Origin of the sequence: Streptomyces sp. NBC_01750 (genome assembly GCF_035918095.1) — a bacterium.
Lineage (GTDB): Bacteria > Actinomycetota > Actinomycetes > Streptomycetales > Streptomycetaceae > Streptomyces.
On sequence record NZ_CP109137.1, the window covers coordinates 669242 to 691284 of the forward strand.

17 protein-coding genes are annotated in these 22043 nt (G+C 70.3%); 8 read left to right on the forward strand and 9 right to left on the reverse strand.

Annotated elements, in window-relative coordinates; translation table 11 throughout:
- From OG966_RS03060 to OG966_RS03085, 6 genes are read left to right on the forward strand one after another with little or no spacing between them, the layout of a single operon-like run.
- Entirely contained in the window at nt 1-321 is a 321-nt protein-coding gene (locus OG966_RS03060; RefSeq protein WP_326647766.1) for an acyl carrier protein, read from the forward strand.
- On the forward strand, nt 318-3353 hold the full coding sequence (locus tag OG966_RS03065; protein WP_326647767.1) for a type I polyketide synthase: 3036 nt from the start codon (nt 318-320) through the stop codon (nt 3351-3353). The genes OG966_RS03060 and OG966_RS03065 overlap by 4 nt, the downstream gene beginning before the upstream one ends.
- Complete coding sequence (locus OG966_RS03070) at nt 3350-4372, forward strand: 3-oxoacyl-ACP synthase III family protein (protein ID WP_326647768.1); 1023 nt, start codon at nt 3350-3352, stop codon at nt 4370-4372. The genes OG966_RS03065 and OG966_RS03070 overlap by 4 nt, the downstream gene beginning before the upstream one ends.
- Nucleotides 4369-6324, forward strand: coding sequence for an HAD-IIIC family phosphatase (locus OG966_RS03075; RefSeq protein WP_326647769.1), 1956 nt, complete (start codon nt 4369-4371; stop codon nt 6322-6324). Before OG966_RS03070 ends, OG966_RS03075 begins: the two co-directional genes overlap by 4 nt.
- Nucleotides 6321-6560, forward strand: coding sequence for an acyl carrier protein (locus tag OG966_RS03080; RefSeq protein WP_326647770.1), 240 nt, complete (start codon nt 6321-6323; stop codon nt 6558-6560). Before OG966_RS03075 ends, OG966_RS03080 begins: the two co-directional genes overlap by 4 nt.
- Nucleotides 6557-7366, forward strand: coding sequence for a thioesterase II family protein (locus tag OG966_RS03085; RefSeq protein ID WP_326647771.1), 810 nt, complete (start codon nt 6557-6559; stop codon nt 7364-7366). Before OG966_RS03080 ends, OG966_RS03085 begins: the two co-directional genes overlap by 4 nt.
- Here OG966_RS03085 and OG966_RS03090 read toward each other — a convergent pair.
- The 4 genes from OG966_RS03090 to OG966_RS03105 all read right to left on the reverse strand — a co-directional run bounded on the left by OG966_RS03090 (nt 7329) and on the right by OG966_RS03105 (nt 12741).
- Nucleotides 7329-8183 carry an MBL fold metallo-hydrolase gene (locus tag OG966_RS03090; RefSeq protein ID WP_326647772.1) on the reverse strand — a complete coding sequence of 285 codons (855 nt, stop codon included), beginning with the start codon at nt 8181-8183 and terminating at the stop codon, nt 7329-7331. The two genes, OG966_RS03085 and OG966_RS03090, sit on opposite strands and share 38 nt — an antisense overlap.
- Nucleotides 8184-8261: 78 nt before the next feature.
- The gene (locus OG966_RS03095) at nt 8262-10232 is read right to left on the reverse strand and encodes an AMP-binding protein (RefSeq protein ID WP_326647773.1); all 1971 of its coding nucleotides are present in this window, start codon (nt 10230-10232) and stop codon (nt 8262-8264) included.
- On the reverse strand, nt 10232-11404 hold the full coding sequence (locus OG966_RS03100) for a thiolase family protein (RefSeq protein WP_326647774.1): 1173 nt from the start codon (nt 11402-11404) through the stop codon (nt 10232-10234). The genes OG966_RS03095 and OG966_RS03100 overlap by 1 nt, the downstream gene beginning before the upstream one ends.
- A complete protein-coding gene (locus tag OG966_RS03105) occupies nt 11404-12741 on the reverse strand; it encodes an MFS transporter (RefSeq protein ID WP_326647775.1) in 1338 nt (445 codons plus the stop codon). Before OG966_RS03105 ends, OG966_RS03100 begins: the two co-directional genes overlap by 1 nt.
- Nucleotides 12742-12923: 182 nt before the next feature.
- Between OG966_RS03105 and OG966_RS03110 the strand changes: the two genes are divergently transcribed.
- Nucleotides 12924-13541 (forward strand): TetR/AcrR family transcriptional regulator, encoded by a 618-nt coding sequence (locus OG966_RS03110; RefSeq protein WP_326647777.1) that lies wholly within the window; start codon nt 12924-12926, stop codon nt 13539-13541.
- A gap of 9 nt (nt 13542-13550) precedes the next feature.
- On the opposite strand, the gene polX is transcribed toward OG966_RS03110, so the two are convergent.
- On the reverse strand, nt 13551-15284 hold the full coding sequence (gene polX, locus OG966_RS03115; protein WP_326647778.1) for a DNA polymerase/3'-5' exonuclease PolX: 1734 nt from the start codon (nt 15282-15284) through the stop codon (nt 13551-13553).
- A 282-nt stretch (nt 15285-15566) separates the two neighbouring features.
- Here polX and OG966_RS03120 point away from each other — a divergent pair, with 282 nt between their 5' ends.
- Nucleotides 15567-16727 (forward strand): PP2C family protein-serine/threonine phosphatase, encoded by a 1161-nt coding sequence (locus OG966_RS03120; RefSeq protein WP_326647779.1) that lies wholly within the window; start codon nt 15567-15569, stop codon nt 16725-16727.
- Nucleotides 16728-16769: 42 nt separating this feature from the next.
- On the opposite strand, the gene OG966_RS03125 is transcribed toward OG966_RS03120, so the two are convergent.
- The 4 genes from OG966_RS03125 to OG966_RS03140 all read right to left on the reverse strand — a co-directional run bounded on the left by OG966_RS03125 (nt 16770) and on the right by OG966_RS03140 (nt 21920).
- A complete protein-coding gene (locus OG966_RS03125) occupies nt 16770-18206 on the reverse strand; it encodes an amidase (RefSeq protein ID WP_326647780.1) in 1437 nt (478 codons plus the stop codon).
- A gap of 175 nt (nt 18207-18381) precedes the next feature.
- A complete protein-coding gene (locus OG966_RS03130) occupies nt 18382-19731 on the reverse strand; it encodes a hypothetical protein (RefSeq protein WP_326647781.1) in 1350 nt (449 codons plus the stop codon).
- A gap of 373 nt (nt 19732-20104) precedes the next feature.
- Nucleotides 20105-21076 (reverse strand): aldo/keto reductase, encoded by a 972-nt coding sequence (locus OG966_RS03135; RefSeq protein ID WP_326647782.1) that lies wholly within the window; start codon nt 21074-21076, stop codon nt 20105-20107.
- Between the two features lie 61 nt (nt 21077-21137).
- Nucleotides 21138-21920, reverse strand: a complete 783-nt coding sequence (locus OG966_RS03140) for an oxidoreductase (protein ID WP_442806658.1) — start codon at nt 21918-21920, stop codon at nt 21138-21140.
- Nucleotides 21921-22043 lie beyond the last annotated feature (123 nt).

A 22043-nucleotide genomic window follows, 5' to 3' on the forward strand; every position in this document is an offset into this window, starting at 1 on the left:
ATGCACATCGTCCCCGAAACCCGCCCCCAGAATCTGGACATCGCCTTGTCCGGCCTGACCGCTCCGGACCTCGAGCAGTGGCTCACCGAACGTGTTGCCTTCCATCTGCACCGGTCCGCCGACGAGATCGACCCGACCACGCCGCTCGCGGACTACGGCATCGACTCGGTAGCGGCGATCGGCATCTGCGGCGAGATCGAGGAGCGGCATCAGCTGCCGGTCTCCCCGACGATCGCCTACGACTTCCCCACGGTCCGCGCGATCAGCGCACATCTCGCCGAACGCCTCGCCGACGGCAGCAGCGGAGGAGGGGCGTCATGACCGAGCGCGAACCGGTTGCGGTCGTCGGCCTCGACTGCCGCTTTCCGGGTGCCCGCGACGCCAAGGAGTTCTGGGATCTTCTGATGGGAGGGCGGGACAGTACCAGCCGCGTCCCGGAACAGCGCTGGGACGCGGACCGCTACCACATGGCGCCCTCGGCCGCCCCCGCCAGTACGTCCGAGGCCCGGCCGCCCGGCCGCAGCAACACCGTGCGCGGTGGCTTCATCGACGATCCGGACGCCTTCGACCCTCAGTTCTTCGGGATCTCACCACGCGAGGCGGCCGCCATGGACCCGCAGCAGCGGCTGCTGCTGCAGTGTTCCTGGCGCGCCATCGAGGACGCGGCGGTCGCCCCCGAGGATCTGGCCGGCACCGGAACCGGAGTGTTCGTCGGAGTCATGGCCAACGAATGGGCGTATCTGCAGCTGTCGGACTACGACAGGATCACCGCCCGCTACGGCTCCGGAAACGGCTACTTCATGGGCGCCAACCGGGTCTCGTACCATCTCGACCTCAAAGGCCCGAGCCTGGCGGTGGACACGGCCTGCTCCTCGTCGCTCGTCGCCGTCCACCTCGCGGCAGGCGCACTGCGCGCCGGCGACTGCGACTACGCCCTGGCAGCGGGCACCAACCTGATCATGACGCCCGTCATCAATATCTTCTACGCCCAGGCCGGTCTCTCGGCGCCGGACGGACGATGCAAGCCCTTCAGCGCATCGGCCGACGGAATCGGACGGGCCGAGGGCGTCGCGGTCCTGGTGCTGCGCCGGCTCAGCGACGCTCTGGCCGACCGCCAGCCCGTGTACGCCGTGCTGAGCGGGAGCGGCGTCAACCAGGACGGGCGGAGCAATGGGATCACCGCCCCCAATCGCTGGGCACAGCAGCAACTCATCGAGGGTGTCTGGCAGTCGGCCGGGGTCGGCGCGGACGACATCCGCTTCATCGAGGCGCACGGCACCGGCACCCTGCTCGGCGACATGATGGAGGCGCAGGCACTCGGTCACTTCGCCAGTGACCGCCGCGCCGGGAACATCGCGTTGGGTTCGGTCAAGAGCAACTTCGGGCATGCCGAGGGAGCGGCCGGGATTGCCGGGCTGGTCAAGACCGTGCTCGCGCTGCATCACCGGACCGTGCCCCCCAGTCGTTTCGCCGACGACGAGAACCCGCAACTCCAGCTTGCCGACCGGCGGCTGTCGCTGCTCAAGTCCCCGCTGCGGCTTCCCTCCGGCACCGTGCACGCCGCTGTCAGCAGCTTCGGCATCGGCGGCACCAACGCGCACGCGGTCATGTCCTCCGCGCCTCGCGCGGTACACCGCTCAGGCGACAGGGCGCCGGGGGTGTTCACCGTGTCCGCCCGTTCCGCGCGGCAACTGCGCCCCAACCTGCTGGCCCAGGCCGATGCCCTCGCCCGCCTGCCCGAGGACCGGCTGGCACAACTGTGCTGGACCAGCAACCGGGTCAAGTCGCGGCTGCCGCACCGGGTGTCCGTCGCCGCCGCGGGCCTGCCCGAACTGGTGGCGGGGCTGCGCGAGGCGGCGGAGCGATCGGCCGATGACGGCGGGCCGGCCGGCGGCGCGACGCGGCGGACGGTACCCGCGGTGGCGTTCGCCTTCACCGGGCAGGGCGCGCAGTACCCCCGTATGGCCGCCTCCTGGTACGCCGAGTCCCCCGTCTACGCACGGCTGTTCGACGAGATCGACAAAATTCTCGCCGGCCACCTCGGTCTTTCGGTGCGCGACGCCGTGCTCGACGGCGACCCGGGCATCGACCGTACGGGCCTGGCCCAGCCCGCGCTGTTCGCGGTGGAGTACGCGATGGCGGGCACCCTCGTCGAGGCGGGGATCAGGCCCTCGTTCGTCATCGGCCACAGCGTGGGTGAGTTCGCCGCGGCGTGCACGGCCGGTGCGCTCGACCCCGGGGACGCAGCCAGACTGGTCGCGCGCCGGGCCTCGCTGATGGAGGCCCTCCCCGACGGGGGCGGCATGCTCTCGGTGCCGCTGGACGCCGTCGGCGTCGAGGCGCTGCTGAGCGAGGGTACGCGGCTGTGCATCGCCGCGGTCAATGCCCCGGACAGCACGGTGGTCGCCGGCGATCTCGCCGAACTGGACGCGCTGCGTGCCGCGTTGGCCGACCGGGGTTTGGCCTCGCGTCCGCTGGCCGTCTCGCACGCCTTCCATTCGCCGCTGATGCGGCCCGTCGTGGAGGAGTTCCGCCGGGAGGCGGACGTACCGGTGCGCCGGCCCGCAGTGCCGTACTTCTCGACCGTGTACGGGCACCGGATGGGCGATGACGAGACCCTGGACGCGGACTACTGGACGCGGCAGATCACCGAGCCCGTACGGTTCGCCGAGGCCGCGGCCGCCTTGTTCGCCGCCGGAGCCACTCACATCGTGGAGATCGGCCCGCGGGCCGCCCTGACCCCGCTGCTCGCCCGCCTCAAGCCGGCCACCGGCCGCCCGGTGAGCTGCCATGCGGCCCACCCGGGGCACCGCGCGCCGGGACACCGGCTGCACCAGCTGCTGGGGGAGCTGTGGTGCGCAGGCCTCGCTCCCGACTGGGACGCGCTGTACCAGGAGGCGGACCGGGTGCCGCGCCGGCTGCCGCCATATCTCTTCGACGACACCTTCCGCGCCTGGCGCTCCGCCGACGCCCCAGAACTGCCCGTGTCCACTTCCCCCGCAACGGACGCGGCAGCCGCGGAACCGCCGACGGCGGACCGCGGAGAATCGTGCCCGCCGGCCCGCGCCGGTGAACCCCCGCACCCCGTTTCCGAGGTGACGCACCGTCTGGTCTGCCAGGTCGGCGGGCACGAACCGTCCCAGGTGCAGGGCCGTTCACGCCTGCACGAGGACCTGGGCTTCGACTCGATCCAGGTGATGGAGCTCAAGACCCGTATCGAGGACGAACTGCCCCGGCTCGGCAGCCTTCCGATCGAGGAGCTGCTCGAGAGTCTGGAGACCGTGGGCGACCTCACCCGCTATCTGCGGAGGCGTCTGCTGACACCGTCCGTACCGGAAGGAAGGCTCTCATGACCGCCCCCACCGCACATCTGGTCTCGGTCGGCACCTGCCTTCCGGGCGAACCGGTGGACAACGCGACACTTGCGAAACTCGTCGGCGTCGACGAGCGGTGGGCCGAGATGTTCATCGGTAACACCAGCAGGTACTTCGCCGTCGACCTGGCGACCGGTCACGTCCGGCACAGCCTCGCCGACATCGCGGCGACCGCCGGGGACCGGGCTCTGACACAAGCGGGCCTGGAACCGGGGGACATCGACTGCATCGTCATGGGCACGGCCACCCCGGACCAGCTGATGCCCGCCACCGTGAACCTTGTGGCGGATCGTCTCGGCATCGACAACGTTCCCACCTACCAGCTCCAGTCCGGCTGCGCCGGGGCCGTTCAGGCACTCGACGTGGCCCGCACCCTGCTGATCGCCGGGCGCTGCGCGACCGTGCTGGTGATCGGCGGGGATGTGTGCGCCAAACACCTGGAGACCGACTTCGACCCCGGCTCCCGTACCTCCGCCGAACTCGTCAACTATGTGCTCTTCGGCGACGGAGCGGGTGCCGCGGTGCTCACCGCGGAGCCCCTCGGCCACGGCATCGCGATCCGCCAGGTGCTCAACCGGCTGGTGGGCCTGGGCAAGAAGCCGGGGCAGGTCATCGACTGGTTCGGCCTCGGCGACCGGCACAGCGACCGGACGGTGATTTCCGAGGACTACAAGGCCATCGAAGCGGCCGTGCCCGGCCTGGCGTCGCAGATGTTCTGGGAACTCCTCGACGACCTGGGCTGGGCTGCCCACCAGGTGGACTACCTGCTCCCGCCCCAGCTCTCCGGCCGGATGAGCGACCGTATCTCCGCGGAGATGCCCGCCCCGGACGCCCGGCGCATCAATGTCGTGCGCACCGTCGGCAACAACGGCAACGCCCTGCCGTTCCTCCAGCTCGCCGAGCTGACCGAGCAGTGGCAGGGCCCCGGACGCGCCGTCGCGGTCGCGGTCGAGTCCAGCAAGTGGATCAAGTCCGGCATCGCCCTGGAGCGCACATGACCACCACGGAAGACACAACGGCACACACCACCCTCACCACCGCGGGCGACAGCGGCCCCTGGCGGGATCCGGAAGCGCTGCGCACTCTGCGCAGCACATACGCCGCCGGCCGGCTGGAAGCCGAGTACGCATCGGTCCGTGCCCTGCTCGCCCGTCTGCCGGAGAGCGATCTTCCGGCGGCGGGTCAGCTGCTGGCCCGCCTCGACCGCGAGGCGGTGGGCCGGCTCCACCCGGACCTGCCGGTCGTCACCGTCGCCGTCACCGGCCAGTCCACGGTCGCACCGCTCGTCGGCCCGCTCACCGCCGAACTCGCCCGGCACGGGCTGCTGCTCGACCCGTTGGTCTCCCCCTACGGCTCGTACCTACACGACCTGCTGGGGCCCGCAGGGCCCGGCGACGGCCCCCGGCAGCCGCTGCTGACCCTGTGCCTCCTCGACCCGCACACGGTCTTCGAGCAGGTGCCCGTGCCCTGGCGGGTCGAGGACGTCGAGGCTGCGGTCCGGGAGAGACTGGCTCTCCTCGGCAAGGCCGTGAGCACCCACCAGGACGGCGGCCGGGGGCTCTTGGTACTCAACACCGTGCCACTGCTGCACCACCACACCCACCAGCTGGTCGATCTGCGCTCCCGGGCCCGGCTGGGCACGGTGTGGCGCGAGTTCAACAGCGGGCTGCTCGCCCTCGCCGGGCAGCACCCCGGGGTGGTCGTCGTCGACCTCGATCCGCTGGTGAGCCTGGGCACGCCCGCCTACGAGCCACGCACCGGCCAGTACGCCAAGGCCAGACTGGCCGAGGGACTGCTCACCGGCTATGCCAGGGAGGTCGGCCCTCTCGTGCTGGGCCGCCTGGGCAGGACCCGCAAATGCCTGGTGCTGGACCTGGACGGCACGCTGTGGGGCGGAGTGCTCGGTGAGGAGGGCCCCGACGGCATAGAACTCGGCGCCGGATTGCGCGGGGAGGCCTTCCTGGAGTTCCAGCGGGTGCTCGCCCAGCTCGGCTCGCAGGGCGTGCTGCTCGCCGTGAGCAGCAAGAACGACGCGGAGGCGGTCCGCGAGGTGCTGCGCAACCATCCATCGATGCTGCTGCACGAGGACGACTTCGTCTGTGTCAACGCCAACTGGTCGGCCAAGCACGACAATCTGCGCGACATCTCCGAGAGGCTGGGCCTTGGCCTTGACAGCTTCGTCTTCGTCGACGACAGCCTCTTCGAGTGCGGTCTGGTCAGGGAGCAACTGCCCGAGGTCGCCGTGGTCCATGTCGACCGGGAGCCGGCCCTGCATCCGTCCGCGCTGCTCGCCGACGGCTGGTTCGACCTGCCGCAGCTCACCGATGAGGACCGCGAACGGACGGGCCGCTACCGTACGGAGGCCAGGCGGCAGGAGTTCCGCGAGGACATCGGCTCCTACCAGGACTACCTGGAGGGGCTCGGAATCGAGGTCACGGTGCGGCCGGCGGCCCCGTCGGAGGTATCACGGGTTTCCCAACTCACCCTGCGCACCAACCAGTTCCACCTCGCAACCGAGCGCATGCAGGTTCCCCAGGTGCTTCAGTGGACCGCACTCCCGGGCCACAGCGCGCTCGTGGTGTCCGCCCGTGACCGGTTCGGCGACCACGGCCTCGTCGGTGCGGTGTTCCTGCGCCGCGACGCGGAGCAACTGCACATCGACAACTTCGTGCTGAGCTGCAGGGTTTTCTCCCGCGGCATCGAGAGCGGATGCCTGAGCGCGGTACTCGACCACGCCCGCGCCACCGGCGCCCGGGGCGCGACCGGCCGCTATCTGCCCACGTCCAGGAACACCGGCTTCGCCTCCTTCTACACCGACCACGGCTTCGCCCCCGCCGGGCCGGACCCGTCCGTCCCCGGCGTCGCCGTCTTCCACCACGACCTGCGCGACATCGCCCCCGCCCCCGCCCATCTGCGACTGCACACCACCTTCGAGGGAGACCGGACATGACCACCGCCATCGCGGACAGCGCGGCGTTCTGCACCCTCCTGGAAGAGGAACTCGGCCTGCACATCACGCCCGAAGACCTCGACCGCCCACTGGACGAGGTCCCCGAATGGGACTCGGTGCACCTGCTGCGCCTGGTCACCGTCGTGGAAAGCCTCACCGGCCGGTCCGTGCCGGTGACCGGGCTGCTGGAGGCAGTCACCTTCCGGGAGATGTACGACGTGGTGGTCCGCACATGACGACCACCGCCCCGACGTCGACGGCCTGCCTCGTCCGGGCGCCCCGCAAGGACGCCCGGCTGCGGCTGTTCTGCTTCCACCACGCGGGTGGCGGGGCCTCGTTCTTCGCCCCGTGGCCCGCCCGGGTGGCGCCCGAAATCGACGTCCTGCCGGTGCAGTTGCCCGGCCGGGAGTCACGCTACCGCGAGCCCCGCTTCCGCGATGCCCGGACGCTGGCCGAGGCCCTCGAACGCGAACTCGCCCCGTGGCTGGACCAGCCGTACGCCGTCTACGGGCACAGCATGGGCGCCCTGGTTGCCTTCGCGCTGACGGCAGCCCGAATGCGGGGCGGGGGCAGCGGGCCGCAGACGCTGTTCGTCGGCGCCTACGGTGCCCCGCACCTCACTCCGCCGCTGCCGCCGGCCGACCGGTACGCGGACGTGGAACTCGCCCGCTTCCTGGTGGGCATCGGAGGGCTGAGCCCACAGTTCCTCGGCCGGGACGACTGGCTGCGGGCCCTGCTTCCGATCGTCCGGGACGACTTGCGGATCTGCGCCAGCCACCAGCAGGCGGGGCTGCCTGATCCGGACGACGAGGAGGCGGGGCTGCCGCTCGACATCCACGCCTTCGCCGGTGAGGACGACCGGCTCGTGAACCCCGGCGCCGTGTGGTCCTGGGAGCAGTACGCCCAGCACTTCCGCATGTCCACCGTACCGGGCGGCCACTTCTTCCCGCGCGAGGAGCCCGGACCGTTCTTCGACGTACTCAACCGCTCGCTGGCCGAGATCATCACGGAGCGGGGGGAACCACACGGGGAACCTGTGTGATCCGGCGTGCGCTCTCCTCGGCGTTCTTCTCGTACCTCGCGCGCTGGTCGTGGATGCCGGGCATGACCCACAGCGGGCGTGCCGAACCGTCCGCGAAGACAAGCCCGTCGGCGTCGGGCCGCAGCCCCGTCACGGTCAGCGCGAACGGCTCGAGGTAGTCGATCTCATTGGCGGCGGTGAGGCGGAAGGGGCGGTCGTGGCCGGGGTAAATGACATCCGCCAGATCGACGACCCGTTCGATGCTGCGTGATGCCTGCTCGGCGTCCCAGAAGACGAGTGGGTTGCGGCGCGTCCGGGCGACGTAGGCGAAGTGCAGTGCGTCGCCGGTGATCGCGCTCCGCCCTGCGTCGGTGTCCACCAGCACCCCGATGCTGCCGGGCGAATGCCCCGGCAGGCCGACAACGGTCACACCGGGGATGATGGCTTCTCCGTCCGCGACCTCGCGGACGGAGAGTTGTTCGAGCAGCAGCCCGGTCCACGCGGGAGTGGCCCAGTCGCTGGTGTGCGGTGTGTGGGCGTACCGCCGCTCGTCGGCGTGGATCAGCAGAGTCGCCCGCGGGAACAGATCGATGTTCTGTACGTGGTCCCAGTGGGCGTGGGTGAGCACCACGGTGTCGATGTCCGCCGCGGTCAGCCCGCGGGCGGCGAGTGCGTCCCACAGGTGGGGACGCCTCCCGACGTGCGCGGCGTCGACGAGGATGTTCCGCTCGCGCCCCGCGGCGTCGGTTCCGCGGACCAGGAAGACTCCGCAGAAGGCGGGATAGCCCTGGTCCGTGTCGATGGCGAAGCCGGGCAGGAGAATGTCGATCGTCGGCATGGAACTCCCTTGTCGCTGGCTGCTGTCGGTGGTCTGCAGGTGTGGTCCGGATCAGTGGTCCGGATCAGTGATTTCGGGTCAGTGGTCCGGCGCTTCGGGGACGACGGTGCGGAGTGCTTCGAGGCTCCGGGGATTCACGAGAGTGGACAGGTCGCCGGGCGGATCGCCGGTGACGCAGTCGCGGATCAGGCGCCGCATCACCTTTCCGGTACGGGTCCTGGGCAGTTCGGGCAGTGCGATCACGCGGCCGGGCCGGAAGGCGTGCCCGAGCGCTTCGGCCACCCGTTCCCGGATCCGGTCCGCGTCCGCCGCGGCAAGCGGGCCACGCGAGGGCACCACGAAGCACCAGAGGACTTCCCCCTTGATACGGTGCGGCACCCCGACGGCCGCGGCCTCGGCCACAGCCGGGTCCCCGAGAACGGCCTCTTCGACCTCGGCGGGCCCGAGCCGCTTGCCCGCCACCTTGATGACATCGTCCAGCCGGCCGTGCAGGAACCACTCATCGCCCACACGGGAGGCGAGGTCGCCGTGGGACCAGCGCCCGGGCCGCCGGCTGAAGTACGTATGGGCGAAACGCTCCGGCGCCCGCCACAATCCACGGGTCATCCCCGGCCAGGATCGCCGGACCACCAGCTCTCCCAGTTCTCCCGCGGCGACCTCGGTGCCGTCGGCGTCGACGACGGCGGCATCGATGCCCAGGCAGGGGCCGGCGAAGCTGCAGGGCGACTGCGGCACGGTGGGCGAGGATCCCAGGAGCGACCCGCCGACCTCCGTACCTCCGCTGATGTTGATCACGGGGCAGCGCCGGCCGCCGAACTCCGCGAAATACCAGTGCCAGGCGTCCTCGGTCCACGGTTCCCCGGTGGAACCCAGAATCCTCAGCCGGGAGGGGGCCGGCGGGGCAACCGCGGCGGGGTCTCGCGTCATCATCGTCCGCGACAGACTGGGCGAGCTGCCGAAGACCGTCACCCGGTGGTCGTCCAGCAGCCGCCACAGCCGGGCGGGGTCCGGATGGTCGATCGCGCCCTCGTACGCCAGGACGCAGGCGCCCGCGAGGGTACAGCCGACGGCGACGAGCGGAAACATGATCCAGCCGGGGTCGGTGACCCAGAAGGCCACATCGTCCGGGCGGACGTCGAGGTTGTAGCGGACTTCCGAACCGACCTGCAGCGGAAATCCGCCGTGGGTGTGAACCGCGCCCTTGGGCCGGCCGGTGGTGCCGGAGGTGTGCATGAGGAGGAAGGGGGCGCTGCCGGGGAGCGAGAGGATCGCGGCCGGCTCCGCAGCGACCAGTCGGTCCCAGCTCGTGGCCGCCGGGCGGGGCGACCGCGCGTCGTCCGTCGGTTCGACCGCCGACTCGACCGTCGACTCCTCGTCGACGACGACGAGATGGCGTACTGCGGGCACCTTCTCCGCCGCCGTACGGGCGACCGCCTCCATGTCGTGCCGGGCGCCGCGACGGGTCGTGGCGGCGGCAGTGACGAGCACCGGCGCCTCGGCGTCGGCCAGCCGTACGGCGAGCGCCTCGGAGCCGAACCCGGAGAACATCGGCACCAGTACGGCTCCGATGCGGGCGCAGGCGAAGAGCAGCACGAAGGCCTCGGGACCGGGCGGCAGAAATGCCGCCACCCGGTCCCCCACCCCCACCCCGAGGCCGCGCAGCCCGGTGGCGACCCGGGCGCTCAGCTGCGCCACCTCGCCGTAGCCGAGCCGGCCGCCGGACCCGTCCTCACGCTCCCAGCGCAACGCGACGGCGTCACCACGCCCCTCCCGCACATGGCGTTCGAGGCAGGAGTCGACAAGATTCGTGCGACCGCCCGGAAACCAGCGCGTGGCGGCGATACCACCGCTGTCGTCGCAGGTGCGCAGCGGCGGTTCGTGCCAGACGATGCCGATGTCACGAGCGGCGTTGGACCAGTACCACTCCGGATCGGCGACGGAACGGCCGTGCAGCTCGCGATATCCGTCGATGCGATGGGCGCGGCAGAACGCGGCGACATTGCTGTGCTCGGTCAACTCCCGGCTCGGGGACCACACATGCTCGCCCATCAGGCACTCCCCGGGTTCTCGATCAGCGCAGCGATGCCCTGGCCGCCTCCGATGCACATGGCGATCACGGCGAACCGCCCGCCGGTACGGCGCAGTTCGTGCGCCGCCTTGAGCAGCAGGATCGTGCCCGTGGCACCGATGGGGTGTCCGAGTGCGATCGCCCCTCCGTTCGGATTGACCCGGTCGGGCTCGAGCTTGAGGTCGTCCATCACGGCCAGGACCTGGGCGGCGAAGGCCTCGTTGAGCTCGATCACCTGGATGTCGTCGAGGAAGAGGCCGGTGCGCCGCAGCAGTTTCCTGATGGCCTCGGCGGGCGCGAACCCCATGATTTCCGGTTCGAGAGCAGTGACGACCGTGTCGCGCAGCCAGCACAAGGGGGAGGTTCCGTGGGTGAGATCAGCACCGCGCATCAGCACCACGGCGGCGGCACCGTCATTGAGCCCGGCCGAGTTGCCCGCGGTGATCGTGCCGTCCTCGGTGAACGCGGGAGCGAGCGCCTCGAGTTTCCGCAGCGTGGTGCCGGGGCGCGGGTGTTCGTCCTGCCCGACGGCGCCGTCCACAGTGATCACGGGCACGATCTGGTCGGCGAACCGCCCCTCCGCGAGGGCCACGGCGGCGCGGCGCTGACTCTCGGCGGCCCAGCGGTCCTGGCGCTCCCGGGAGATGGAGAACCGTCGCGCCACGCACTCACCCGTCATACCCATCGGGGCGTGCGCGAACGGGTCGGTGACCAGCGAGACCGTGCCGTCGATCCGGTGCTGCCCGAAGAGTTCGTCGGGGGCCCGTTCGCTGTAGTCGAGCAGCGGTTGGCGGGTCATCGACTCGTTGCCGCCGGCCACCATGATCTCGGCCTCGCCGAGGGCGAGTGTCTGTGCGGCGGACCAGACGGCCTGGACACCGGACCCGCACAGCCGGTTGACGTTGTACGCACGGACGTGGACCGGCAGTCCGGCGGCCAGGGCCGCGCGCCGGGCATTGAACGCGTCCGGCCCCACCTGTCCCACGCAGCCCAGGACCACTTCGTCGACGGCGTACAGCTCGACGCCGGCGCGCACCATCGCTTCCTGGATCACCAGGGCCCCCAGCCGGTGCGCGGGAACCGAACGCAGCGCGCCCCGGTACCGCCCCACGGGCGTACGAGCCCCCTGGACAACGGCGATGTCGGACAGCATCAGAAATCACTCCTTCGCTGAGTACCCAGCAACTGGGCGTCCCGGTCGGGCCGTACGAGAAGCATCGAGATCACACCGCCGGCGATCAGCAGCCAGGCCGCGAGGTCGAAGGCCCGGCCGTACCCCAGGGCCTCACTCGGCGCCGCATCGATGATCCGGCCGGTGACGTACGGTGCGAGCAGACTGGAGAGGGCGGCAAGCGCGTACGACAGGCCCAGGGCGGCGCTGCGCCGTCCGGGCGGGCAGATGTCCGCGATGGCCGAGTTGGTCAGCGGCGTCTGCCCGTTGCCGGCGGAGAAGGCCACCACCAGCGGCAGCAGGAGGGTGACGCCGGGCCCCGCGCGGGTGGTCAGCAGCAGGCAGGCCCCGGCGAGCAGGGGCAGCAGTGCGCCGAGCAGTCCCTGGGCGACCCGTGCGGTGGTGCCCCGGCGCAGCAGCCGCTGGGCGACGATTCCGGAGGTGAGGACGAGGACGGCCATGGACAGTGCGGGCAGCCCGAGGATCCCGCTGATCTCCGCGTCGCTGAATCCCGCCTGTTCCTCCAGGAACAACGGCAGCCAGGCGAACCCGATGGCCAGGGTCCACATCACGGTGAAGGCGGAGAACGTGGCCCCGAGCCAGGTGCCGGTGGTGACGATGCGCCGGAAGGGCACCTCGCCGTCAGCCGCGCCCGGTACAGCCCCGGACACGGCATCCCCGACCGCGGCGGTGGCGTCCAGGCGTGCGGCGTACGGTCCGCTTCCGCCGAGCCGTAACCAGGCAAGCATCCAGAGGATCCCGATCCCGCCCAGCAGACCGAACGAGGCGCGCCACCCGAGAGTGTTGCTGACCAGAATGACGAGGGGGGCGGCCACGACGGTGCCGCCCGCACCCCCGGCGACCACCACGGCGGAGGGCAGTGACCGCTCCTTGCCCGGAAACCAGGTGAACGCCGTGTAGTTGGCCAGCGGATACCCCGGCCCCTCGCCCGCGCCGAGCACCACACGGGTGGCGACGAGAGCGCCGAAGCCCGCCGCGGGCAGCAGAATCGGGAGCTGCGCGGCGGCCCAGACCAACGCGAGCGCGGCGAGCAGCGGCCGGGTACGGATCCGGTCGCCGAGGAAGCCGACCGCGACTGCCGAGACACTGAACAGCAGGTAGAAGCTGCCGGCGACGGTACCGAACTCGGTCGCGGTGAGACCGAGTTCGTCCCTGATCGGGTCCGCGGTGAGGCCGAGTACGGCCTTGTCCGCGGCGTTGATCACGATGAAGAGCGCCAGCACGACCAGGACGGTGCGGGCGCGTCGGCGGGTGCCGTCGGCCGTACTGCCGGGGTGCACGCCGGCTTCGAGTCCCATCACGAGGCCAGTCGCTCGTCCGGCCGGTCGTCCGGCCGGTCGGTGAACGCCTTGTCGTCGAAAAGGAACTTCATCAGGGACCCTCCCATCGGAACGGAACGGCACCGTTCCGAAGCATTGCGCGGAACGTACACCGGGAATTGACGGAACGCAACCGTTCCGTTCCGTGCTAATCTTCGATCATGGACACAAGCTCCGACAGCGATCTCGTCCGCCCTGCCACCGGCGCCGCTCTCCTCCGGGAGTCCGTGACCGAGACGATCCGGCGGGCCATGTTCGAGGAGCTGGCGGAGACCGGGTACGCCCGTATGTCCATGGAGGCCGTGACCCGCCGCGCGGGCGTCGGCAAGGCCGCGCTCTACCGCCGCTGGCCTTCCAAAGAGGCGATGGTGGTGGACCTTGTGTCCGAGATGGCCACCGAGCACATCCCCACCACGACTGACTCGGGGTCGCTGAGCGGCGATGTCGACAGATTCGTCAGGGAGACCATGAAGGCGCTGCGGCATCCGCTGGTGGGCAGGATCATCCCCGATCTGCTGGCCGAGTCGGCCCGCAACAGCACCTTGCAGGAGGCCCTTCATCACGCGGTCCTCGGGCCGCGTCGCGCAGCCGTCGCGACACTCTTGCGCAGGGCGACGGAGCGTGGCGAGCTGCCGCCCGACATCGACACGAGCCTCGCCATCGACCTCTTCGGCGCCCCGCTGTACTTCCGCGTGCTGGCCGTCGGCGGACCGACCGACGACGGCTATGTCACACGCCTCGTCAAGGCCATCGTGGCGGCCATCGCCGCCGGCCGCTGACCGCGCCCCCTATTCGCGGACGCCGCCCTGGCGCAGGAAACTTCGCAGCTTGGTGAGCGGCCATGTGTTGATGACGTCGTCCTTCGTCAGCCATCCGCGCTGCGCCGTGCCAACTCCGTAGCGCATGTACGGCAGATGCGTGGTGGAGTGCGCGTCCGAGTTCACCGCGAACTTCACGCCGTACCGTTTCGCACGCAGGATGTCCTCGTCGCAGAGGTCGAGACGCTCCGGATGCGCGTTGATCTCCAGTGCGGTGCCCGTTCTCGCGCAGGCTTCGAAGACCGCGTCGAAGTCGGCGTCAATGCCGGGGCGCTTGCCTATCCGGCGCGTGGTGGGGTGTCCGATGACGGCGACGTTCGGGTTCTCGCAGGCGCGTACGAGCCGGCGCGTGAGCGCCTGTCGGCTCTGGTTGAAGTGTGAATGGACGGACGCCACGCACAGGTCGAATGCCTCCAGGAAGTCGTCGGGCCAGTCGACTTCCCCGTCCGGGCCGATGTTGAGTTCCGTTCCGTGCAGAAGCCGCATTCCGCGGTGCTTCCGGTCGAGCTCGCGTACGCGCTCGCGCTGCGCGAGGATCTTCTCGCTGGTCATGCGCTGCATATAGAGGTTCGGCGCGTGGTCGGTGATCGCGTAGTACGCGTAGCCACGCTCGGCAGCGGCGGCGACCATGTCCTCCAGTGGGGCGAGGCCGTCGGTGAGGTCGGTGTGGGTGTGCAGGTCGCCCCTGATGTCGTTCTCGTCCAGGAGGTCGGGGAGTTCGCCGCGCATTCCTGCCGCGATCTCTCCCCGGTCCTCACGCAGGGGCGGCGGGATCCAGGGCAGGCCGAGCCGGGCGTAGATGTCCTCCTCAGCGTCCGCGGTGATCCTCTTGCCGCTCTTGGCGTGGAAGAGTCCGTACTCGGAGAGCTTGAGCTTGCGGCGTACCGCGATCTCGCGGGTGCGGATGTTGTGCGCCTTGGACCCGGTGAAGTACTGCAGTCCCGCTCCCCAGGAAGCGAGCGGAAGGACCCGCAGATCCACCTGGAGCCCCTTGTCGGTACGGATGGACATCTTCTTCTCCCCGTGCGTGATGACCTCGGCCGCGTACGGAAGCCTGCTCAGGGCCTCCATGAACAGCGCCGACCGCTCCGCCGCCACCAGGATGTCGATGTCCCCGATCGTCTCCCTCATACGGCGCAGCGATCCCGCGTAGGCGCACCGTTCGCATCCGGGGATTCCCGACAGTTCGGAGACGATCTGCTCCGCGATGTCCATGGCGGCGCTGATGAGGATCCGGCCGTCGCCGGCCTCCTGCATCAGGGAGATGCCGTGGAGGATGCTCTCCTCCGTCTTCTCACCGAAACCTTTCAGGTCGCGCAGCTTCTCCTCGCGGATGGCGTCCAGCAGCTGGTCCACAGAGGTGATCTCCAGCTCCTCGTACAAGGCCATGGCCTTCTTGGGCCCGAGCATGGGGATGGTCATGAGCTCGCGGACGCCGGCGGGGATCGATGCCCTGGTCTCCTCGATGGTGGCGACATGGCCGGACTGCAGATGCTCGAGGATCTTGTCCGCGATCGATCTGCCGACGTTGGGGATGTCCCGCAGGCCCTTGGCGTCGAGCTTCGAGACGTCCGCGTGGTAGCCGCCGACGGCACGGGCGGCCTTTTCGTAGGCACGCGCCTTGAAGGCATCACCACCACTGATCGCGATCAGGTCGGCGTACTCCTGAAGGAGCGACGCGACCTCCTCGTTGGCTCGGGCCATACCCCCAGGGTCCTCCGATACCGCCGGACAGGCATGCCTGGGCGCGGCCGACCCTGTTCACGTGCAGCGCGACACAGAACTTCCGCCGGCGCGTGCCGGAGCGCCTTCGGCCCGGGTCAACGCGGCCGGGTCTCCCGGGCGCCCTCCCCACGGTGCGCCCTCCGGGTCGAGCTCTCGCAGTCCGGAGCAGGAACCGTCCGTGACGGCCGACGCGCGGCGACCCAGCGGCACGGCTCGCCGGGCGGTGCGGCGCTGAGCCACGGTGAGGTGTATTCAGGGTTCATGGGTTCTCGACTACTTCGTGGGGACGAGCGCTGGTCGCGGATGCAGGGGCATGCCCTGGTGGCCGTACCGCTTGCGCTGATCGCCATCGTCACGGTGGTCGACGTGCTGGCTCCGCCCGATGTCCACCTCGGCCCCTTCCTCGTCGCCGCACCTGCTGTCACGGCGTCCTTCGCAGGTCCTCGGACGACGGGCCTCATCGGCGCGGTAGCCGTGCTGGCCCAAGCGGTGGTCGCGATGACGCGCACCACCCTCACCGACCTGAACCACACCCTTCAGATCATTGCCCTGATCCTGATCTCGGTGTTCGTGACCTTCCTCGCCCATCTGCGGGAACGGCACGAGAAGGAACTGATCCAGCTGCGCTCGGTGGCACAGGCGGCGCAGGAGGTGGTGCTGCGGCCGCTTCCCCACCGGATCGGCTCATTGCGCATCGCCTACGTGTATCTGGCCGCCGAAGCAGAGGCGCAGATCGGCGGCGACCTGTATGCCGCCGCCCGCACAGCCCGCGGAACCAGGCTCATCATCGGTGACGTGCGGGGCAAAGGCCTGGAGGCGATCGGGGACGCAGCTCTCCTCCTCGGCGCCTTCCGGGCGGCCGCCCACCGGCAGGCCGACCTGCCGGTGTTGGTGGCGTATCTGGAGGGGACCATCTCCTCGGACCTGACCAACCCCGGAGCCCCGGGCAGCGATATCGAGGGTCCCAGCGAAGCATTCATCACCGCTGCCGTGCTCGATATCCCCGACGACGAGTCGACCCTGAACATGATCAACTGCGGGCACCCCCCGCCCCTGCTGCTGCGCGGTGGCCGCATCACCCCGCTCGAAGTCAGCCACCCGGCACCGCCGCTGGGACTCACCGAATTCGTGCAGTCCGCCTTCGCCGCGGAGGCCTTCGCCTTCGAGGTCGGCGACATCGTCCTGCTCTACACGGACGGCGTCATCGAGGCCCGCGACAGGGCCGGCACGTTCTACCCCCTGGCTGAACGGGTGGCCGCCTGGTCCGGCAAGGGACCTCATGCGCTGCTGAGTTACCTGTGCAACGATCTTCTCAGCCATGCGGGCGGGCATCTGGACGACGACGCTGCCATGGTGGCGATCGAACGTCTGCCGGCAGACGCAAGCAGCAATGGGGCACGTGGCCTCAGCAGCGGGCTGTAGGCCCAGCCGTGCCGGAGGATCTCGTCAGGCCGGCGGCCGTCGTCATGGTGCCGACGAACGGCTGTCCTGGATGCGGCGCCAAGGCCGGTCGGCCTCCAACGCGAACGCGACTTCCAGCAGCGTGCGTTCGTCGCCGTTCCGGGCGGAGAACATCACCCCGATGGGCAGGCCGTCCTCGGTCGCGAGGCGCGCGGGCAGGGAGATCGCCGGGCTGCCGACCACATTGTTCAACGGAGTGAAGGCAACGTAGGAGGTCAGCCGCTCGATCAGCGTCTCGTACGGCACATCGGGGCTGAGGTGGCCCAGTCGAGGCGTGGTGTGCGAGAGCACCGGCGAAAGGATGAGGTCGTGGTCGCGGAAGGCCGCCGCGTACGCCTCGCGGGAGCGGCTCAGCCGCCGCAGCACCGCCGGAGTGCTGCCCAGCCGACGCCGGTAGTGGGCACGCAGACCCTGGCTGAGACCGTCCATGCGGCGCCGGTCGAAGTGCCGGTCCAGCCGCTTGCCCGTGACGCCCACGAGGAAGGACAGCAAGCCCCAGTACGTAATGAAGTCCTGGGCGAAGCGTTCGTCCAATGAGATCCCCACCGGCTCAACGCTGTGCCCCAGCTTCTCCAGCGCGGTCGCGGTGTCCGTCACGGCGGCCCGGGTGGCGGCGTCCGTGATGGCGCCGGCCGGGGAATCGAGCAACAGGCCGATACGCAGACGACGTCGTGACGGGCCCTCCACCAGTCCGAGCGGTGGCAGCTTCGGGTTGCGCCAGTACTTCTCCGCGGCTGCGAAGAACATGGCGGTATCCCGTACGGATCGGCTCAGTACCCCGTCACTGACCAGGTTGATGGGCAGCGTCCGGCCTTCTTCGTTGGCGACCAGTCTGCCCCGGGTGGCCTTGAGGCCGACCAGCCCGCAGCAGGCGGCGGGGATGCGGATGGAACCGCCGCCGTCGTTGGCGTGCGCGATCGGGACGGCGCCGGCGGCCACCAGCGCAGCGCTGCCACCCGATGAGCCGCCCGAAGAGTGCCCCGTGTGCCAGGGGTTGCACACGGGTGCCGCGTTCTCGAACTCGGTGGTGGCGTTGAAGCCGAACTCCGGCAGCCGGGTCTTGCCGAGCACCGTCACGCCGGTGCTGAGGAACTGCCGCGCGAACGGCGCATGCCGCCGCGCCGGGCGCGCCACGTACGCGGCGCTGCCGAAGCCCGTTGGCAGGCCGCGATAATCGACGTTGTCCTTGATGAAGCTCGGCACTCCCGCGAAAGCCCCGGACCCGCCTGCGGCGGCAGCCACGGCCCGCTCGTACGCCGGGACTTGAACGGCGTGCAGATCCCCGCCGACCTTGCGCACCCGCTCCACGGCGGCCCGTGCCACCTCGACCGGGTCGGCTTCTCCGGCGCGGATCAGCTCGGCCATGCTCACGGCGTCGTGCTCGCCGAGCACGTCGTCGCCGAAGGCATGGACAACGGTCGCGCTCAGGGGATCGCTCACATGGACCTCCGCCACGATTGTCGGGACGCGATCAACGCTATGCCGAACGTGTGTCGGCCACAACGGTCCCGCCTCTGACCATGGCGACCCATCATGTGGCGGAACATCACGAGAGCATGCAAGGGGTGATGCGCCGGCAGGCCGTCACCCGACCGCGTGCGCCGACGCCACGCACTCATGATCCTGCCTGAACGCCGGCCGCCGTGGTGCGTTCGCCCTCCCGGTCGTCCGCGAGGAACTCCACCAGTGCCATCACGAAGAGCCAGACCAGCGCGATGCCGACGACAACCCACGCCGTCGGGTAGCTCCACAGGATGTACGTCAGTACGGCCAGGCCGACCAGGACCCAGGTGATCCACGTGCGGTGGTGACGGATGAACGGTCCGACCGGGCCGGTGCGCATACCGACCCGGTCGGCGGAGGCCCGGACGGCGCCGATGCCGGAGTGCCACGACTGCCGGACGAACGTCGCCCACCGGCCGGGACCGCTCAGCCAGGCGGCCAGTGCGATCACCACGCCGAGCGTCACGGTCATACGGACCGTGGTGCGCAGATAGCGCGTGAGGGTGTCGTAGACGGACTCGGCCGCGGGCTGCGAGACGCTGTCGGGCAGCGCGTTCAGATACACCACGCGGAAGATGGTCAGGCTCCCGCCGAGCAGCAGCATGGCGAACGCGAAGGCGAGCGCGGCGACGACGAGAACGCGCCGGCGGTGAGTGGACAGCAGGACCCCGGCGGCGATGAGCACCAAGGCGAGCACAGGCAGCCAGAACCCGGCGATCTGCAGGATCCGGAAGTACGTCTTGACCTTGCCGATGTTGTCGGCGCGCAGCACCGTGAAGTTGGTGTGCACCTCGGGGATCTTTGCGGCAACCGTCATTCCTTGGGCGACGAGGCGCTGTTTGACCTGGTCGACGACCGGGCCGAGATCGACGGTCACCGAGTCGTTGTTGATCTTCACCGCGCCGCCGCCGCTGCCCGTCAGGGCTTTTTCGACGGCCGCGTGGATCCGTCGGTTGGCCTGGATCCAGATCTTGTCGAAGGTGTCGGAGGCGATGACATCCACCGCTTTGTCGTGGACGAAGCTGCGGACGGCGCTCTCCAGGGAGTCGCCGAGTTTGCCGAGTGCCTTCTCGGCGAGGGGCCGGTCCGCGGGCGCCACGCCCTCCAGCAGTTTCGGCAGGTCGATGTATTTCATCACCGCATCGGTGACCCGAGTCGCAGCGGCGTTCTGGATGTCGGGATCGGAGGCGAGCGGGGCGACCGTGTCGACGTAGCGGTCCGTGTCGCCGATCTCGTCCGCCGACCAGGCGGCGACAGCGGCCAGCGGGGCGAGGACGCAGCCGATGACGATGAGCAGCGCGGCGAAGAAGGACCGCCACCGGTGGTGGGGAGCCCGGGCCGCCTTGCCGGCCTCCAGCGCGGCGATACGTGCCCGCAGTTGCTCAAGGTCCTTGCGTTCGTCGTCGGCGCTCGAAGCATCGTGACGTTCCCCGCCGGGGCCCGCTGATCCGTCGTTCGGCATGGCGCGACCTCCCGTGCAGGTGGGTTCAAGGCCAGCAGACCCCGGAGCGCAGCCACGCGCGAACGCTCGGCGACCGTAAGGGTGAACGGCAGATGTGGCGCTCAGGGGACGGCGGCGCCTCAGGGCGATGCCCGGCCGGGCGGCTTCAGTGCCGCGGCACGGCGGACCCCTTCTCGCGAGCGCACCCTCACTGCCGTGACTCGGGCGGGATTCACGATCGACCTCGATCTGTGGCCTGCTCCGTGGCGATGAGCAGGGCTGACTCCACGATGGGCTGGTCGAGGTTGAGTCCGAAACGCGTGAGCGCCGTGCCGATCCGGCGGCGGGGGCGAGAGCACGGAGCGCTGGTGCGCTGGTGCGCTGCGTTCCGGTGCTAGGTCCAGGGGAGCTGGGACCTGCGGGACCAATAGGTGTGCGGGGTCTCGGCGAGATCGGCGAGCTGGGCACGTTGGTCGGTGCTGAGGCTCACATGGGTCGCGAGCAGGTTGGCAGCGAGCTGGCCGGTTGTCGCCGCCCCGGACAGGACGAGGCGGGCCCAGGGATGGCGGAGTGCGGCGGCCATGGCGATGGCGTCGCATGAGGTGTGCGCAGCCTCCGCGATCGAGGCGAGGACGGGGTGAGCGAGGTGGGGCTGGGCCAGTTGGCCATTGGCGAGTGCTTCCTTGACGATGACCGTGCGGCCGGCGTCGTACGCCTCGGCCAGTGCCGGTCCGGCGGACGGCTCCAGCAGGTTCCAGGTGGCCTGCACGCTGCGGAACAGGGGTTCGCCGTCGACGGCGATGTCCAGGGCGGCGCGGATGGCGTCGCGCTGATTCGGGCCGCTCGTGGTCAGACCCACGGTGACTCCCTGCGCGGCCAGTTCGGCAAGGCGGTGGTGCAGGGCGGTGTCGGTGAGGGCGGTGCTGTCGGGCGTGACCGAGTGGACCTGGTAGAGGTCGAGCCGTCCGCCGAGAAGGGATCGGGTCTCGCCGAGCTGCCGGTCGTAGGTGCGGATGCTGTGGTCCTTGACCTCGTGGGTCGGGGAGTCAACGCGCCAGTCAGCCGTGTACGTGTAGCCCCACTTGCTGCCGACGAGCAGGTCCCGGGGCTTGCCGCGGCTGTTCAGCCAGTCGGCGAGGAACTCCTCGGCGCGCCCGTAGGAGCGGGCGGTGTCGACGTAGCGGATGCCGCGCTCGTAGGCGAGGTCGAGGAGTTCGTGCGCCCGGCGCCGCATCGCGGCGACGGTGCGCTCGCCCGGCAGATCCGTTTCCCGGCCGAGGGTGATGTAGCCGGGTCGGCCGACCGCGGCCAGACCCAGCCCCATCCGTTCGATCGGCGCCCGGGGAGGTCCGGGGGACATCGGCATGGACGGCGGCTCTTCCAGTGCGGTGGCGGGTGGGCCGGGCGGGCGCCGGCCCCGTGGGCGACTACATGGTAGGGATGAATCCACCGTCCACCGTGAAGTTGCTGCCCATCACATTGGCCGCGCGATCACCAGCGAGGAAGACCACGATCTCCGCCACTTCCGAGGGTCGCGAGAAACGCCCGCTGACCGTTGCTCCGGCCGCCTGAGCCACGACATCCCCGGGCGCGATCCCGGCCGCGTCGGACACGGTGTCCGCCACTCCGCCGTCACCCAGCCACAGTTCGGTCTCGACCGGACCGGGACTTACCGAGTTCACCCGCACCCCGCGGCCGCCGACCTCCTTGGACAGCGCCTTGGAGAAGCTCAGCAGTGCCGCCTTCGCCGCGCTGTAGTCGATGACCAGCGGGTCCGGCAGCACGGCGTTGACGGAACCGATGTTCACGATGCAGCCGCGGCCCGCCTGCAGCATCCCCGGCAGCACGGCCCTCGTCACCGCGACCGGGACCAGCAGGTTCAGCTCCAGTGTCTGCTGCCACTGCTCGTCGGTGATGCCGAGAAATCCACCGGGCCGCGCGGGGGCGGAGCCGACGTTGTTCACGAGGATGTCGACCCGGTCCCCCGCCGCCGCGACCAGCCGCGCCCGCCCGTCCGGCTCGGTCAGGTCCGCCTGTACCCAGCTCACCCTGCCGTCCTCGACGAGAACGTCCAAGCCCGGCGACGAAGACCGCGAGCCGACGAACACATGCGCCCCCGCTTCGGCGATCGCCTGCGCCACGGCGAGACCAATGCCCTTGCTGGCGCCGGTGACCACGGCTGTTCGCCCGTCGAGCTCCTGTGTCACCATCGCTCACCTCACATGCCTGTTGCGCGGTCACCGACCGCGCCGGCTCGGCCCCTCTCAGCATGTCGGCCACGTCGGGCTTGTGCATCTGCGCAGGACGGCGCCCTCCCCACGGCGATGTCCGCT

Bases quoted from the DNA above. Each gene is read 5' to 3' on its own strand.
- OG966_RS03060 (WP_326647766.1), top strand. From the start codon at position 1: ATGCACATCGTCCCCGAAACCCGCCCCCAGAATCTGGACATCGCCTTG.
- OG966_RS03065 (WP_326647767.1), top strand. From the start codon at position 318: ATGACCGAGCGCGAACCGGTTGCGGTCGTCGGCCTCGACTGCCGCTTT.
- OG966_RS03070 (WP_326647768.1), top strand. From the start codon at position 3,350: ATGACCGCCCCCACCGCACATCTGGTCTCGGTCGGCACCTGCCTTCCG.
- OG966_RS03075 (WP_326647769.1), top strand. From the start codon at position 4,369: ATGACCACCACGGAAGACACAACGGCACACACCACCCTCACCACCGCG.
- OG966_RS03080 (WP_326647770.1), top strand. From the start codon at position 6,321: ATGACCACCGCCATCGCGGACAGCGCGGCGTTCTGCACCCTCCTGGAA.
- OG966_RS03085 (WP_326647771.1), top strand. From the start codon at position 6,557: ATGACGACCACCGCCCCGACGTCGACGGCCTGCCTCGTCCGGGCGCCC.
- OG966_RS03090 (WP_326647772.1), bottom strand. From the start codon at position 8,183: ATGCCGACGATCGACATTCTCCTGCCCGGCTTCGCCATCGACACGGAC.
- OG966_RS03095 (WP_326647773.1), bottom strand. From the start codon at position 10,232: ATGGGCGAGCATGTGTGGTCCCCGAGCCGGGAGTTGACCGAGCACAGC.
- OG966_RS03100 (WP_326647774.1), bottom strand. From the start codon at position 11,404: ATGCTGTCCGACATCGCCGTTGTCCAGGGGGCTCGTACGCCCGTGGGG.
- OG966_RS03105 (WP_326647775.1), bottom strand. From the start codon at position 12,741: ATGGGACTCGAAGCCGGCGTGCACCCCGGCAGTACGGCCGACGGCACC.
- OG966_RS03110 (WP_326647777.1), top strand. From the start codon at position 12,924: ATGGACACAAGCTCCGACAGCGATCTCGTCCGCCCTGCCACCGGCGCC.
- polX (WP_326647778.1), bottom strand. From the start codon at position 15,284: ATGGCCCGAGCCAACGAGGAGGTCGCGTCGCTCCTTCAGGAGTACGCC.
- OG966_RS03120 (WP_326647779.1), top strand. From the start codon at position 15,567: ATGGGTTCTCGACTACTTCGTGGGGACGAGCGCTGGTCGCGGATGCAG.
- OG966_RS03130 (WP_326647781.1), bottom strand. From the start codon at position 19,731: ATGCCGAACGACGGATCAGCGGGCCCCGGCGGGGAACGTCACGATGCT.
- OG966_RS03135 (WP_326647782.1), bottom strand. From the start codon at position 21,076: ATGCCGATGTCCCCCGGACCTCCCCGGGCGCCGATCGAACGGATGGGG.
- OG966_RS03140 (WP_442806658.1), bottom strand. From the start codon at position 21,920: ATGGTGACACAGGAGCTCGACGGGCGAACAGCCGTGGTCACCGGCGCC.